Here is a 12,820-nt window from a genome sequence, read left to right as displayed (position 1 = left end):
CGGAAACTCAGACCATGATAGGAATCGTAGGCTGTGGCGCCATGGGTGGCGCCATGGTGCAAAGACTGTTGGAACAGGGACAATCCGTCATCTGCCATGATGCGATGCCCGACGCGCGCGCGCGCATGGCAGCGTCCGGTGCTTCCGTCGCCGATGATCTGGGTACCCTAGCCAGTCAGTGCACTACCATCATTCTCTCCCTGCCCAGGGCTGATGTCGTCAAGGCCGTCATGCAGGAACTCGGACCCTTGCTGCAGGCTGGCAGCATCATACTCGACACATCCACCTCCGAGCCCGATGTGACGCGAGAGCTCGCTGCACAGGCTCAGGATGCCGGCCATGTGTTCATCGATGGTCCGGTCAGTGGTGGACCCAATGGCGCACGCAAGGGCACCATGACGATGGTACTGGGCGGCCCCGCAGAGTCCATCAGCAGCATTCAACCCCTGTTGGCACATCTCACGGCGAAGACCGTCCACATCGGCCCGTCCGGTTCCGGGCATGCCACCAAGATTGCCAACAATCTTCTGTGTGCCGCCAATCTTGCGCTGATGAGCGAAATGGCAAGGTTGGCTGCAACACAGGGCGTGAGCCTGGAGAACCTGCTGGAAGGCGTCAATGCAGGCTCAGGACGCAGTGCTGTCAGCGAAGTCAATTTCCCCCTGTGGATTCAGAACAGGCAATACAACTCTGGGTTTACCATGGGATTGATGCGCAAGGATGTCGGCCTCGCTGTCTCCCTGGCTGAACGAAGCGAGCTGGCCCTGCCCGCCACCCGAGCCATCGCCGCCATCTGGGAAGCCAGTCGCGAGCAATTGTCCGATGATGCCGATTTCAACGAAATCTACAAGTATGGAAATTCTTCCGATGTCTGATCGCAGGGAACTGTTTGCAACACTCATGGCCGAGCTGGGTCTCGGCACCCGACCACAGAGTCTGATTGGCGGAACACTACGCGAAGGTGGTGGTGCCGAGATCACTCTGGAGGACCCCTACACACGCCAGACACTGGCCATATACGCCGACTGCGAGGCCGAGCTGGCCCGCAGTGCCTGTGATTGCGCTGCGGCTGCACAGCGAGTCTGGGTACAGCAGTTCAGCGGCGCTGCACGCGGCAATGTGATGCAGGCCATAGCCGCGTCGGTTGAAAACCATCTGGAGACCATCGCCAGACTCGAAGCACTGGTCGCCGGCAAGCCACTGCGCGATTGCCGCGTGGAAGCATCGAAGGTTGTGGAAATGTTCCGCTACTACGCCGGCTGGGCCGACAAGTTGCACGGTGAAGTCATTCCGGTACCATCGGGTCACCTGAACTATACCCAGCGTGAACCATTGGGAGTCGTGTTCCAGATCACCCCGTGGAACGCCCCCGTATTCACCGCCGGCTGGCAGATTGCACCGGCCATTGCCACCGGCAATGGTGTGGTCATCAAACCCAGTGAGCTCACGCCGGTAACCAGCGTCGCTCTGGTGCTGCTGGCCGAGCAGGCCGGCCTGCCCAAGGGCCTGGTCAATGTCTTGGCGGGGCTGGGCCCGACCGCCGGCGATGCTGCCATTGCCCACAAAGCCGTACGCAAGGTGATCTTTGTGGGGTCTCCTCAAACCGGCCGTGCGGTGGCCACTGCCGCCGGCCAGGCCCTGAAGCCCGTTGTTCTGGAACTGGGTGGAAAATCTGCCAACATCGTCTTTCCCGATGCAAACCTGGAGGCCGCCTGTCGCGGTGCCCAGGCGGCCATCTTTTCCGCCTCGGGCCAGAGCTGCGTTGCCGGTTCACGTCTGTTGATACACCGGGATGTGCAGGAGCAGTTTCTCGGCATGCTCGAATCGGGCATGAAGAAACTGACCCTGGGAGACCCCCTGGATGAATCCACGGAGATTGGTCCGATCAGCAACGCTCGGCAATTCCGGCACGTCAGCGACATGCTTCGTCAGGCAGGCGAACAGGATGGTGGGCGTATCATTGCAGGTGATACGCCTGATGGTCAGGGCCTGTTTGTCTCTCCGACCATTCTGGCCGATCTGCCTGCCGATGCCGCTGCCGCACACCAGGAAATCTTCGGCCCGGTTGTCACCAGTCTTGCATTTTCTGATGAAGACGATGCCATCGATATCGCCAACAGCACTGACTTCGGCCTGGCGGGTGCTGTCTGGACGGCCGATGTCGGACGAGCCCACCGGGTTGCCGCTGCCGTGCGCGCCGGTACCTTCTGGATCAACAGTTACAAGGCCATTCATGTATCGTCCCCGTTTGGCGGTTCTCTCTCCTCCGGCTTTGGCCGCTCCAGTGGTACCGATGCCCTGATGGAATACACCAGCCCCAAGAGCGTCTGGATAGACACCGCCAGCACACCTCGCATTGCCTTCGGCTATGCGCCTGACGCCTGAGGATGTATCGATGAATTCCACAATCAATGACTATTTCAACGAATTGCGACCGGAAATGGAATCCTGGCGCCATGAGTTGCATCGTCACCCGGAGCTGGCCTACCGGGAATATCGTACGGCCGATTTCCTCGCCGAGCACCTGCAGGCCTTTGGCTATCAGCCGGCGCGTGGTATCGGCGGTACAGGCATCGTGGCCACACTGGACCGGGGTGATGGCCCTTGCATCGCTCTGCGCACCGATATGGATGCCCTGCCCATACAGGAAGAAGCCGACGTCCCCTATGCCTCCACGAAAGACGGCATCATGCATGCCTGTGGTCATGATGGACACATGACCATGTTGCTCGCCGCTGCACGCTATCTGCAGGAACACGGTGGCCCGACCGGCAAGATCCATTTTGTCTTTCAGCCCGCCGAGGAAGGTGAAGCCGGCGCACGCGCCATGATCGAGGACGGCCTGTTCCGGGATTTTGACATCGACGAAGTCTACGGCCTGCACAACTGGCCTGGCCTGCAGACCGGGAGTTTTGCCGCACGGGTCGGTCCCCAGATGGCTGCCTTTGACGTCTTCGAGATCACATTACGCGGCCAGGGAGCTCATGCCGCCATGCCGCACAGAGGACAGGATGTGCTCTCGGCCGCCGCCAACCTGCAGATGCAGCTGCAGACCATCGTGTCCAGATCACTGGACCCACTCGATGCCGGCGTTGTCTCGGTGACCGAAATGCACGGAGGTGATACCTGGAATGTATTGCCCTCGCATGCCGTGCTGCGCGGTTGTACGCGCCATCTGAGTGCGGCCACCCAGGATCTGATCGAACAACGGATACTGGAGATCTGCAATGGTATCGCCCGCAGCTTCGCGCTGGACGTCAGGCTGCATTACGATCGCCGATATCCGGCTACCGTCAACACATCGCAGGAAACGGCGACAGCCTTGCTGGCTGCCAGAGATACCACGGGAACCGAGGCACTGGCCGAGGAACCGCCGTCGATGGCGTCCGAGGATTTCTCTTTCATGCTGGGGGAAAAACCCGGATGCTTCATCTGGCTGGGTACAGGTCTGCCTGACCCCGGCTGCGTGCTGCACAGCCCGACCTACCGCTTCAACGACGATGTACTGGCGACGGGTGCCGCCTACTGGGTCAACCTGGTGAAGCGTCGATTGGCGTCGAGCAGTGCCTGAACGAGGCCCTCCGACTCGGCCCTGTCATGACCGTAACCTTCCGCCGATGGCAAGGTCTGTCTACCCGCTCACCTTTCAACAACCTTCCTGACAACCTCGCGACACAGAAAGCTACACTTCCGCATCGGTGTGAGTCTATTCTCCATGCCTGTATCGACCTACATGGCCCCGCAGGGAAGTTCCTCAATGCAATCACGACAAATCATCCTGCTCGTCACTCTCGGGCTGATCACACTGATGGCTGCCTTTCGAGTCGCCCATGCGCAAGGCTACGACCCGATCATCGAGAATTTTCGCCTGGGGGCAGATGACCAGCTCACCATTGACCGCGGCGGGCCGGTTGATCGAGCAGGCGATGTCAACGGCGACAATCTCGAAGACATACTGGTCGGTGCTGGGGTAGGCGGCATTCGCGTGATCTTCGGTCCTACGCGAGGCAACAATGGCGTCCTCAATGGACAGCAACTGGACGGCACCAGTGGCTTTGTCATTCTCAATGACGAAGAATTCGACTCGGTACTGGCCGGAATCGGCGATATCAACGGTGACGGCCTGGATGACATCGCGGTCGGTTCACTGACAGGCACACGCGTCATCTACGGTTCTGATGAGGGATTCTCACGTACTTTCGACGTTGCCAGTCTGGATGGCAGCAATGGATTCGTATTCGGGTCCGCCGCCACCGATCTGAAGCGAGCCGGTGACGTCAATGGCGACGGCCTCGACGACTTCATTGTCGGCAACGCCAATGCCTCGCCCAATGGACTGAACGGTGCCGGAGTCAGCTACGTCATATTCGGTAGTCGTAACGGCCTGCCTGCCACCTTGTCGCCTGCAGCACTCGATGGCAGCAACGGTTTTGCCATCATCGGCGTCAGTGCCGAGGATCGCAGCGGCCTTCATGTTGCCGGAGCCGGAGATTTCAATCACGATGGCTTCGATGATGTCCTTATCGGTGCCCCCTATCAGACCACCGATGGCAAGGCCGAAGCCGGGGCCGCCTATCTGGTTCTGGGTGGCGACGATTTTCCGGCAGCATTGAGTCTGGCCGATCTCGACGGTGGCAATGGCATGCTGTTCAAGGGCAGCAACATTCAGGACGTGGCTGGTGCCGCCGTTGGTGGTATTGGTGATATCAATCACGATGGCATCGATGATATTGCCATTGGTGCTCCCGGCAAGGGGCCCTTCGGCGTACCCAGCGATTACCCGGGAGAAACCCATGTGCTGTTCGGAGGTCATTTCGAGGGTGTCGCGACCGTGGTCGAAGACGATCTGAACGGCATCAATGGTCTCGTCATACGAGGCATTCGTGGCGGTGTCATTCCCATCGAGGAAGGTCAGGCCATCTGGGGCGACATGGCTGGCGCCGATCTGGACGCTGCCGGAGACATCAACGGTGATGGCATCGATGACCTGCTCATCGGCGCCCCACACACCATCATCAACCCTCGTCGCAAAGGGGTGGGCCAGGCCTATTTCGTGTTCGGTTCCGAAGCGGCGTTTCCGGCTCGCCTGAATCTGTCTGACCTGGACGGCAGCAACGGCTTTCGGATCAATGGCACAGGGACCGTGGACTACTACGCCGTGTCCGTAGCCTCTGCCGGTGACTTCAATGCAGACGGTCGGGACGATGTGATGATGGGAGCATCCGGTCAGGGAGAGACTTATGTCTTCTATGGCAAGGACACCGGCAATGCCATGGCGGCAGCCGCCTCGCCGGCCTCACCCGGCACGCCTTCGACGGGATTTCCTGCTGCTGCACTGAGCCTGGGCAGCGAAGCGGAACCCCTGGCCTTCAACGAGCGCGCCGACCCGACCGGCCCGGAGCCCCTGCCTCCCGGCACACCCACCGACCCGACCAACCCACTGACACCTGGCTACCAGGCACCGCATCCATTCAATGATGCGCCACCCGCCAGACCCGATGCAGACAGCGGCGATACCGGCGGCACCACGGGTGGGTCGACCGGTACAGACGGTGGCAACGACGGCGATGATGCAACGGGGGGCGGCAGCGATACGGATTCACCACCGACCAGCACTACCGGCGGTGATACCGACAACAACGGCGCTGTCGTCACTGGCGGCGGCGCTGCATTCGGCCTGCCCTTGTTGCTGTTGCTGATGACCACGATGCGCAGAAACAGGGGTAGCTACAAGCAGGCTCGGTGAGCATCCGACCCTGCCTCAAGAATGAAGTCTGACCCCCAGCTTGCATCAGAAACGAAGTCTGCCCCCAAGCCTGCATCAGAAATAAAGCTTGACCCCCAGACTGACACTGGACAACTCGGAGAACGGTCCATCGTCACTGACGTAGCGCACATAGTCCGCTGACAGATCCAGACGTCGCGATAACTCGGTCTCGAGGCCGAAGCCGTAGGAAAACCCGGAACGTTCATCGGAGAAATCTCGACGATCGATCGTCTGCGTGTAATCCACGGCGGACAAGCCGCCCAGAACGTAGAAGGCACTGTGCCGACCGACAGGCAGATACCCTTTGACAAAGGCTCCCATGTACACCGCCGTGAGCCGATCCGCTGCCGTGGTTTGCGATTCACTACCACCGCCCAGATGCAGTTCGACATCGAGCATGGGAGCCACCGGCATGCCCAGTCGCAGCCGGATTCCGCCCGGATTCAGTTCATCATCCAGATCACTCTCGATGTTCAGTGATGAACCGTCCAGCCCGATATAGCCGCCTGCCTGAGCCACTCCGCTCACCGCCAGACCTGCCAGCAAGGTCAGCATGGCCGCCCGGCCCCTTGTATTTCGTGAGTTCTTGTCAAATCGCGCCATTGCGATGATCCCGGTTTCTAGGAATCAGCAGACTAGCCCGGTTGCGCTGAACCGATTCTGAATGAATACGGCTCAGTGCAACAAAGCGTTGACCCGCAAAGGCCTATCGGTGCGCCAGTGACAGTGTGCTCCTGCGACGCTTGTTCGAAGGGGCAGGATCGACGTCATGCATCGCGTCGATCAACGACTGAACCTTGCTCAGGCGGCACCCACAGCCGCTTCGCCTTCCTCGGCCTCGTAGCTGCTCAGCGGTGGACAGGAGCAGATCAGGTGCTTGTCCCCATAGACGTTGTCGATGCGCTGTACCGGTGGCCAATACTTGCTCTGCTGTTGCTCGACGCCTCCCGGATAGACCGCTTCCGCGCGCGTATAGGGATGTGTCCAGTCATCCGCCACCAGTTCACTGGCAGTATGCGGTGCGTTCAGCAGTGGATTGTCTTCAGCTGGCCAGGTACCGTCCTTCACCTTCATGGCTTCGGAATGAATCTTCAGCATCGCATCGCAGAACCGATCGATCTCTGCCAGAGACTCGCTTTCGGTCGGTTCGACCATCAGAGTGCCGGCTACCGGGAATGACATGGTGGGCGCATGGAATCCGTAGTCCATGAGACGCTTGGCGATATCATCCACCGTGATACCCGCTTCGGATTTCAGGGCCCGGGTATCCAGAATGCACTCATGCGCCACATACCCTCCTTCACCGCGGTACAGAATCGGATAGACACCGGAGAGTCGGGCTGCAATGTAATTGGCATTCAGAATGGCGATTTCCGTGGCCTGCCGCAATCCCTCCGGTCCCATCATGCGAATGTACATCCAGGTGATGGGCAGGATCATGGCACTGCCGTAGGGCGCCGCACTGACGGCCCCACGGGTGTTGTCCAGCTCCCCGTGCCCCGGTAGCCAGGGTTTCAGGTGCTCACCCACACCGATGGGACCGACACCCGGTCCACCGCCACCGTGCGGAATGCAGAAGGTCTTATGCAGGTTGAGATGCGACACATCGCCACCGAACTTGCCTGGTTGTGCCGTTCCCACCATCGCATTCAGGTTGGCACCATCGATGTAGACCTGCCCACCAGCAGCATGTACACGTTCACACACATCGATGACACCGGATTCGAAGACACCGTGAGTCGACGGGTAGGTGATCATGATCGCTGCGACCTTGTCCCCGTGCTTGTCGAGTTTCACCTGCAGATCGTCGACATCGATATTGCCGGCGCTATCGCATTTGACCACCACGACCTGCATACCGGCCATCTGTGCACTGGCCGGATTGGTGCCGTGCGCAGAGCTTGGAATCAGGCAGACCGTTCTCTGTGTGTCGCCGCGACTGTCGTGGTAACCGCGAATGGCCAGCAGACCCGCATACTCACCCTGACTGCCGGCATTGGGCTGCAGGGACATGGCATCGTAGCCAGTGCAGGCGCACAACATGGCCTCCAGCTGCCTGATCATCTCGCGATAACCCTCGCTCTGACTGGCAGGTGCAAACGGATGCATGCGAGAGAATTCAGGCCAGGACAGGGGCATCATCTCGGCAGCGGCGTTGAGTTTCATGGTGCAGGACCCCAACGGGATCATCGCCTGATCGAGCGCAATATCCCTGGATGCCAGGCGCCGCAGATAGCGCATCATTTCGGTCTCGGAACGAAAGTCGTTGAAACAGGCCTGCGTCAGATAATCTGCAGGACGGTCCTTGCTCTCGTCACGTTCAGCTACCGTGGCACTGGACAAGGGCACCGCGTTCTGCGCCTTGCCGACAATGGCGGCCACGATCTGAGGCAATTGCTCCTCCGTGGTGGTCTCATCCAGCGCCAGGCAGAGACTGGAACTGTTCAGGACTCGCGCGTTGTAACCGGCCTCTTCCAGTCGCTGGCGACATGACTCCGCATTATCAGTGCGCACGCACAGCGTGTCGAACCAGCTGTCGTGCGACAGTGCCAGCCCCTGCTGTTTGAGCATTGCGGCCAGTGTGTCGGCATGTTGGCGTACCTGAGTGGCGATGCGTCTGAGACCTTTCGGTCCGTGATAACAGGCGTACAGGGTGGCCATGATGGCCAGCAATGCCTGTGCGGTACAGATGTTGGAGGTCGCCTTTTCCCGCCGAATATGCTGTTCCCGGGTCTGCAGAGCCAGACGATACGCCGGTTGCCCGTCGACGGTCAGAGATTGCCCGACAAGCCGTCCGGGCAGATTTCGCTTGTAGGCATCCGTGGTCGACATGAAGGCGGCGTGCGGACCACCAAAGCCCATGGGCACGCCAAAGCGTTGTGCGCTGCCAACGACGATATCGGCACCCCACTCTCCGGGCGGCGACAACAGAGTCAGGGCCAGCAGATCTGCAGCGACAATGACCAGAGCACCGGCCTGCTTTGCCGCAGCCACTGCCGCCTCCGGCACGGATGCTTCCCCCGAGGTTCCCGGGTATTGCACGAGAATCGCAAAGGTATCATCGGGCTCGGCCGCCAGTGCATCGCTGATGTCGGCCACGGGCAACACCTTGACCTGTATGCCCAGTGGTTCGGCACGGGTGCGCATCACATCCAGCGTCTGCGGATGGCAATCCGCAGACGCCACGATGGTATTGCGTTTGCCACGCAGTCCCCGGTGGGCCATGCTCATCGCTTCGGCCGCCGCCGTGCCCTCATCCAGCAAAGAGGCATTGGCGATCGGCATGGCAGTCAGTTCGGCAATCAGGGTCTGGAAGTTGAACAGCACTTCCAGTCGACCCTGAGCAATCTCCGGCTGATACGGTGTGTAGGCGGTGTACCACGCCGGATTCTCGAACACATTGCGAGCGATCACGGCAGGTGTATGACAGTCGCTGTAGCCCTGCCCGATCAGACTGGTCAGCAGCCGGTTCCTGCCGGCCAGTTCCGCCAATTCGGCCAGAGCGGCCGGCTCATCGATTCCCTCATCCAGCGTCAGTGGCTGCAGGTGCCGGATGGATTCCGGGATGACCCTGGCAACCAGAGCATCCAGAGAGTGTTCGCCAATGGTGTCCAGCATGCGGGCGACATCGTCTCGGCGGGGGCCGATGTGCCGGTTCGCAAACTGTCTGGAAACAAACTCTGTGTGCTCGCTCATGCTGTCATTTCTGAATGCGTTTGAAGGGTATCGGGGGGTATTACGCTGGCACGGCGGTCGAGGTTTACTCCTCGGACTCGATGTAGGCCGCGTAGGAATCCGGATCCATCAGATTATCGACATCGGCAACCTCTTCCGGTTGCAGCTTGAACAACCAGCCTGCGCCATAGGGGTCGGAGTTCACCAGCTCCGGATTATCGGCAAGCTCGGGGTTGGTATCCACCACCTTGCCGGCCACGGGGGCATAGATATCGGACGCCGCCTTGACGGATTCGACCACGGCAATGCCTTCTTCCGCGTCGCAGACCAGGTCGATTTCCGGAGTTTCCACGAACACCAGATCGCCCAGTTGCTCTTGCGCATGACCACTGATGCCGACCGTCAGGGTGCCATCATCTTCGACCCGGACCCATTCGTGGGACGGTGCAAATTTCAGATCGCCGGGAATTTCCATACGATTGTTCTCTTGGAGTTGGTTGGACAGGTTTATTCTACTCGCGGGCTTGCCCGTGAGGCACGAATGGTACGGAAGTGATATGTGCGCCGATGAGCCGGTCACGGATCCTGACGTCACAACCGCCCAGAAAAGTCTTGTCGACCCGGGCCAGAGCAATCGACACTTCCCGAGTCGGGCTGAAGGTTCCCGACGTGACCGAGCCGATGGGGCGACCGACACGTTCGACCACCTGCCCGTGGCGCAATACTCCACGCCCATCCAGGATGATGCCGATCTGCACGAAACGGCCGCCGAACAGGCGATGATCTTCCAGCACTTCGCGGCCGATGAACTCACGGTCGTCATCCTTGATGTCGATGGTGAATCCGACACCGGACTCGGCCGGGGTATGGTCTTCATCGAGATCCTGGCCATACAGGCACAGGCCGGCTTCCAGTCGCAGGGTATCGCGTGCGCCCAGTCCCGCAGGCTGAACTTCCTGAGCCAGCAGGGCCTTCCACAATTCCGTCGCCTTGTCCGCCGGCAGGGCAATCTCGACACCGTCTTCACCGGTGTAACCGGTACGACCGACAAACCAGTCGCCCGGCACAAGCGCGCTGTGCCGATCCATGGAGATCAGATCGACAGACTGCCCCAGTTCGGCAAAGGCAGCGTTTGCCTTGCACACTGCATCCGGACCCTGTACCGCGATGAGCGCCGTATCCTGCACTTCGACCAGTTCCACATCGGCAGGCTTGTGTCCTTCCATCCAGGCAAGATCCTTTTCCCGAGTAGCCGCATTGACGATGAGACGGAAGCGGTTCTCGGTGAGCCGATAGACGATCAGGTCATCGATGACACCGCCCTTCTCGTTGCACATGCAGGTGTAGAGTGCGCGCCCGTCCGACAGCTTGGCAACATCGTTGGTGAGCAGAGTTCGCAGCCAGGGAATCACCTCACCCTGCAGATCGATGATGGTCATGTGAGACACATCGAACATGCCAGCCGACTCACGCACAGCCTTGTGCTCGACAATCTGCGAGCCATAATGGATCGGCAGAGAATACCCGGCAAAGTCGACCATCTTGGCCAGATTGTCCAGATGTGCCTGATATAAGGGTGTTTGCTTGCTCATGAGTGTCTGGCTTACCTCGGCTTGAAAAGTATGGGGCATTGGCTGCAAACGTCGGCCGGGTTTCCGGACAGCTCTGCAACACGCCGCCATCCCCGTGTCATCAACAACACGGCGAATCGTGAGTGATCGCAATTGTACTGCATCGGGGCAGACGCTTTCTCACCAGACTGGCCGGTTTTGGCCATCCGCCACGCGATCGAATCGGATTCGCAGGCACCCTGCCCGAGACTCGGCGTACCTGGGACACCGAGGTTGTCGTGCCCTGAGCATCAATGGCAACGATCAGCGGTTCTGTCGATGCGCCGCTCGCCGAGCCTGCCATACCCCCAGACACAGCAGCAGACAGATGACGAAGACCGGCCAGTTGCCAGTACGCGCGTAGGGGGTCAAACCACTTCGAGGCTGCACCTGTACATCCAGAATACCCTGCACATCGTGCTGGATCCGGCCCTGGATATTCCCCTGATGATCAATCGCCGAAGATACCCCGGTATTGGTCACACGAACCAGCGGCCTGGCAAATTCCCGGGCACGCATGCGCGCCTTCTGCTCATGCTGGTGCGGCGCTGCCGAATCGCCGAACCAGGCATCGTTGGACACATTGACCAGTATCTGCGAGGCGGGCAGCAAGGCGCGCATTTCTTCGCCATAGACATCCTCGTAACAGATCGACACACCCACGGCCGTGCCCTGCAGGTACAGCGGCTCATGCGGACCACTACCTGCCGACAGATCCGACATGGGAATATCAATGAACCTGGCGGCAAAATCCAGCACGAAACGCAAGGGCATGTACTCGCCGAACGGTACCAGATGACGCTTCTCGTAAAGCGCTCTGTCACCGCCGAGCTGCCGTACAGCGTTGTAGACCTTGTCGCCGTCGCGCTGAAAGCCTCCGCTGAGCACATCGATGCCACGGGCGTCCAGGGACTGGATGAAAGGTCGCATGCCGGCGTCGACCCGGTCGAAATATGTTGGAATGGCGGTTTCCGGCCACACCACCAGATCGATGTCCTGCCACCCTGGCTGTTTGGTCATACCGGTGTACTGGCTGATGGCCGTTCGAAGGCGCTCCGGAGAGAACTTCATTTCCTGCGGAATATTGGCCTGAACCATCCGCACTGCCAGCGGTTCGCCCACCGGCGAGGAAAAGCTCAGACCCGCAGACAGTGTCGCAGTCAGCGCAACGGCAATCATGGTGACGGCAGATGCGGCGCGCTGTCGCCAGCTACCCAGTGCCAGCACCACCAGCATGGTAGCCAGCAACACCACCAGAAAACCGATGCCATAGACCCCCATGACGGGAGCCAGACTGCCCATCGGACCCGAGGTCTGACTGTAACCCACCAGAATCCATGGAAATCCATCCAGGACCTTGCCGCGCAGCAGTTCTGACAGGGCCCACATTGCCGCGAACAGCACGGCATTGGTGACAGGGGAATCCGGCAGGCGCCAACGCGCCCACAACCAGCAGCACAACGCCGGGAACACGGTCATCACCAGAACGAAGGCCAGCGTCAGGGCGGCGGCCATAGGCGCGATGGCAGCACCGAACAGATGCAGACTGAAATAGACCCAGTGGACACCAATCCCGAAATAGCCCAGTCCGAACAACCAGCCCAGCCACAGAGCCTGGCGTGTACTCACCCCTTGCAACAGCGCATACAACAGGGCCAGCGTCACGATGGCAACAGGCCACCAGTGTGTCGGAGCGAATGCCAGCGGCAACAGCAAGCCACTGCAGACTGCCAGCGTGGCGGCGATCCAGCGAGGAAGTGCGGACATG

The 12,820-nt window shown here is 60.1% G+C and carries 10 protein-coding genes; 5 read left to right on the top strand and 5 right to left on the bottom strand.

The window, feature by feature from the left end; all coding sequences use genetic code 11:
• Positions 1-14 precede the first annotated feature (14 nt).
• The 4 genes from ACUNV4_RS05200 (at position 15) to ACUNV4_RS05185 (ending at position 5,746) form a co-directional block, all read left to right on the top strand.
• Complete coding sequence (locus ACUNV4_RS05200) at positions 15-875, top strand: NAD(P)-dependent oxidoreductase (protein ID WP_430877448.1); 861 nt, start codon at positions 15-17, stop codon at positions 873-875.
• Positions 868-2,385, top strand: a complete 1,518-nt coding sequence (locus ACUNV4_RS05195; RefSeq protein WP_430877447.1) for an aldehyde dehydrogenase family protein — start codon at positions 868-870, stop codon at positions 2,383-2,385. Before ACUNV4_RS05200 ends, ACUNV4_RS05195 begins: the two co-directional genes overlap by 8 nt.
• A gap of 10 nt (positions 2,386-2,395) precedes the next feature.
• Positions 2,396-3,571, top strand: a complete 1,176-nt coding sequence (locus tag ACUNV4_RS05190) for a M20 aminoacylase family protein (protein ID WP_430877446.1) — start codon at positions 2,396-2,398, stop codon at positions 3,569-3,571.
• Positions 3,572-3,757: 186 nt separating this feature from the next.
• Positions 3,758-5,746: an integrin alpha gene (locus tag ACUNV4_RS05185; RefSeq protein WP_430877445.1), complete on the top strand. Its 1,989-nt coding sequence runs from the start codon at positions 3,758-3,760 to the stop codon at positions 5,744-5,746.
• A 75-nt stretch (positions 5,747-5,821) separates the two neighbouring features.
• Here the strand turns inward: ACUNV4_RS05185 and ACUNV4_RS05180 are convergent, their stop codons facing one another.
• The 4 genes from ACUNV4_RS05180 to gcvT all read right to left on the bottom strand — a co-directional run bounded on the left by ACUNV4_RS05180 (position 5,822) and on the right by gcvT (position 11,034).
• The gene (locus tag ACUNV4_RS05180; RefSeq protein WP_430877444.1) at positions 5,822-6,370 is read right to left on the bottom strand and encodes a porin family protein; all 549 of its coding nucleotides are present in this window, start codon (positions 6,368-6,370) and stop codon (positions 5,822-5,824) included.
• Positions 6,371-6,568: 198 nt separating this feature from the next.
• A complete protein-coding gene (gene gcvP, locus ACUNV4_RS05175) occupies positions 6,569-9,463 on the bottom strand; it encodes an aminomethyl-transferring glycine dehydrogenase (RefSeq protein WP_430877443.1) in 2,895 nt (964 codons plus the stop codon).
• Between the two features lie 64 nt (positions 9,464-9,527).
• Positions 9,528-9,917 (bottom strand): glycine cleavage system protein GcvH, encoded by a 390-nt coding sequence (gcvH, locus tag ACUNV4_RS05170; protein ID WP_430877442.1) that lies wholly within the window; start codon positions 9,915-9,917, stop codon positions 9,528-9,530.
• Between the two features lie 37 nt (positions 9,918-9,954).
• The gene (gene gcvT / locus ACUNV4_RS05165) at positions 9,955-11,034 is read right to left on the bottom strand and encodes a glycine cleavage system aminomethyltransferase GcvT (protein WP_430877441.1); all 1,080 of its coding nucleotides are present in this window, start codon (positions 11,032-11,034) and stop codon (positions 9,955-9,957) included.
• Between the two features lie 122 nt (positions 11,035-11,156).
• Between gcvT and ACUNV4_RS05160 the strand changes: the two genes are divergently transcribed.
• Complete coding sequence (locus ACUNV4_RS05160) at positions 11,157-11,300, top strand: hypothetical protein (RefSeq protein WP_430877440.1); 144 nt, start codon at positions 11,157-11,159, stop codon at positions 11,298-11,300.
• Between the two features lie 16 nt (positions 11,301-11,316).
• Here the strand turns inward: ACUNV4_RS05160 and lnt are convergent, their stop codons facing one another.
• Positions 11,317-12,819, bottom strand: a complete 1,503-nt coding sequence (lnt, locus tag ACUNV4_RS05155) for an apolipoprotein N-acyltransferase (protein ID WP_430877439.1) — start codon at positions 12,817-12,819, stop codon at positions 11,317-11,319.
• Position 12,820 lies beyond the last annotated feature (1 nt).

It is taken from the genome of Granulosicoccus sp. 3-233 (genome assembly GCF_052681095.1).
The sequence above is the reverse complement of the archived record's forward strand: the minus strand, read 5'-3'. Positions and strand labels throughout refer to the sequence as shown.

What these genes read in the sequence shown, in the direction of transcription:
- ACUNV4_RS05200 (WP_430877448.1), top strand. Translation starts at nt 15, where the DNA reads ATGATAGGAATCGTAGGCTGTGGCGCCATGGGTGGCGCCATGGTGCAA.
- ACUNV4_RS05195 (WP_430877447.1), top strand. Translation starts at nt 868, where the DNA reads ATGTCTGATCGCAGGGAACTGTTTGCAACACTCATGGCCGAGCTGGGT.
- ACUNV4_RS05190 (WP_430877446.1), top strand. Translation starts at nt 2,396, where the DNA reads ATGAATTCCACAATCAATGACTATTTCAACGAATTGCGACCGGAAATG.
- ACUNV4_RS05185 (WP_430877445.1), top strand. Translation starts at nt 3,758, where the DNA reads ATGCAATCACGACAAATCATCCTGCTCGTCACTCTCGGGCTGATCACA.
- ACUNV4_RS05180 (WP_430877444.1), bottom strand. Translation starts at nt 6,370, where the DNA reads ATGGCGCGATTTGACAAGAACTCACGAAATACAAGGGGCCGGGCGGCC.
- gcvP (WP_430877443.1), bottom strand. Translation starts at nt 9,463, where the DNA reads ATGAGCGAGCACACAGAGTTTGTTTCCAGACAGTTTGCGAACCGGCAC.
- gcvH (WP_430877442.1), bottom strand. Translation starts at nt 9,917, where the DNA reads ATGGAAATTCCCGGCGATCTGAAATTTGCACCGTCCCACGAATGGGTC.
- gcvT (WP_430877441.1), bottom strand. Translation starts at nt 11,034, where the DNA reads ATGAGCAAGCAAACACCCTTATATCAGGCACATCTGGACAATCTGGCC.
- lnt (WP_430877439.1), bottom strand. Translation starts at nt 12,819, where the DNA reads ATGTCCGCACTTCCTCGCTGGATCGCCGCCACGCTGGCAGTCTGCAGT.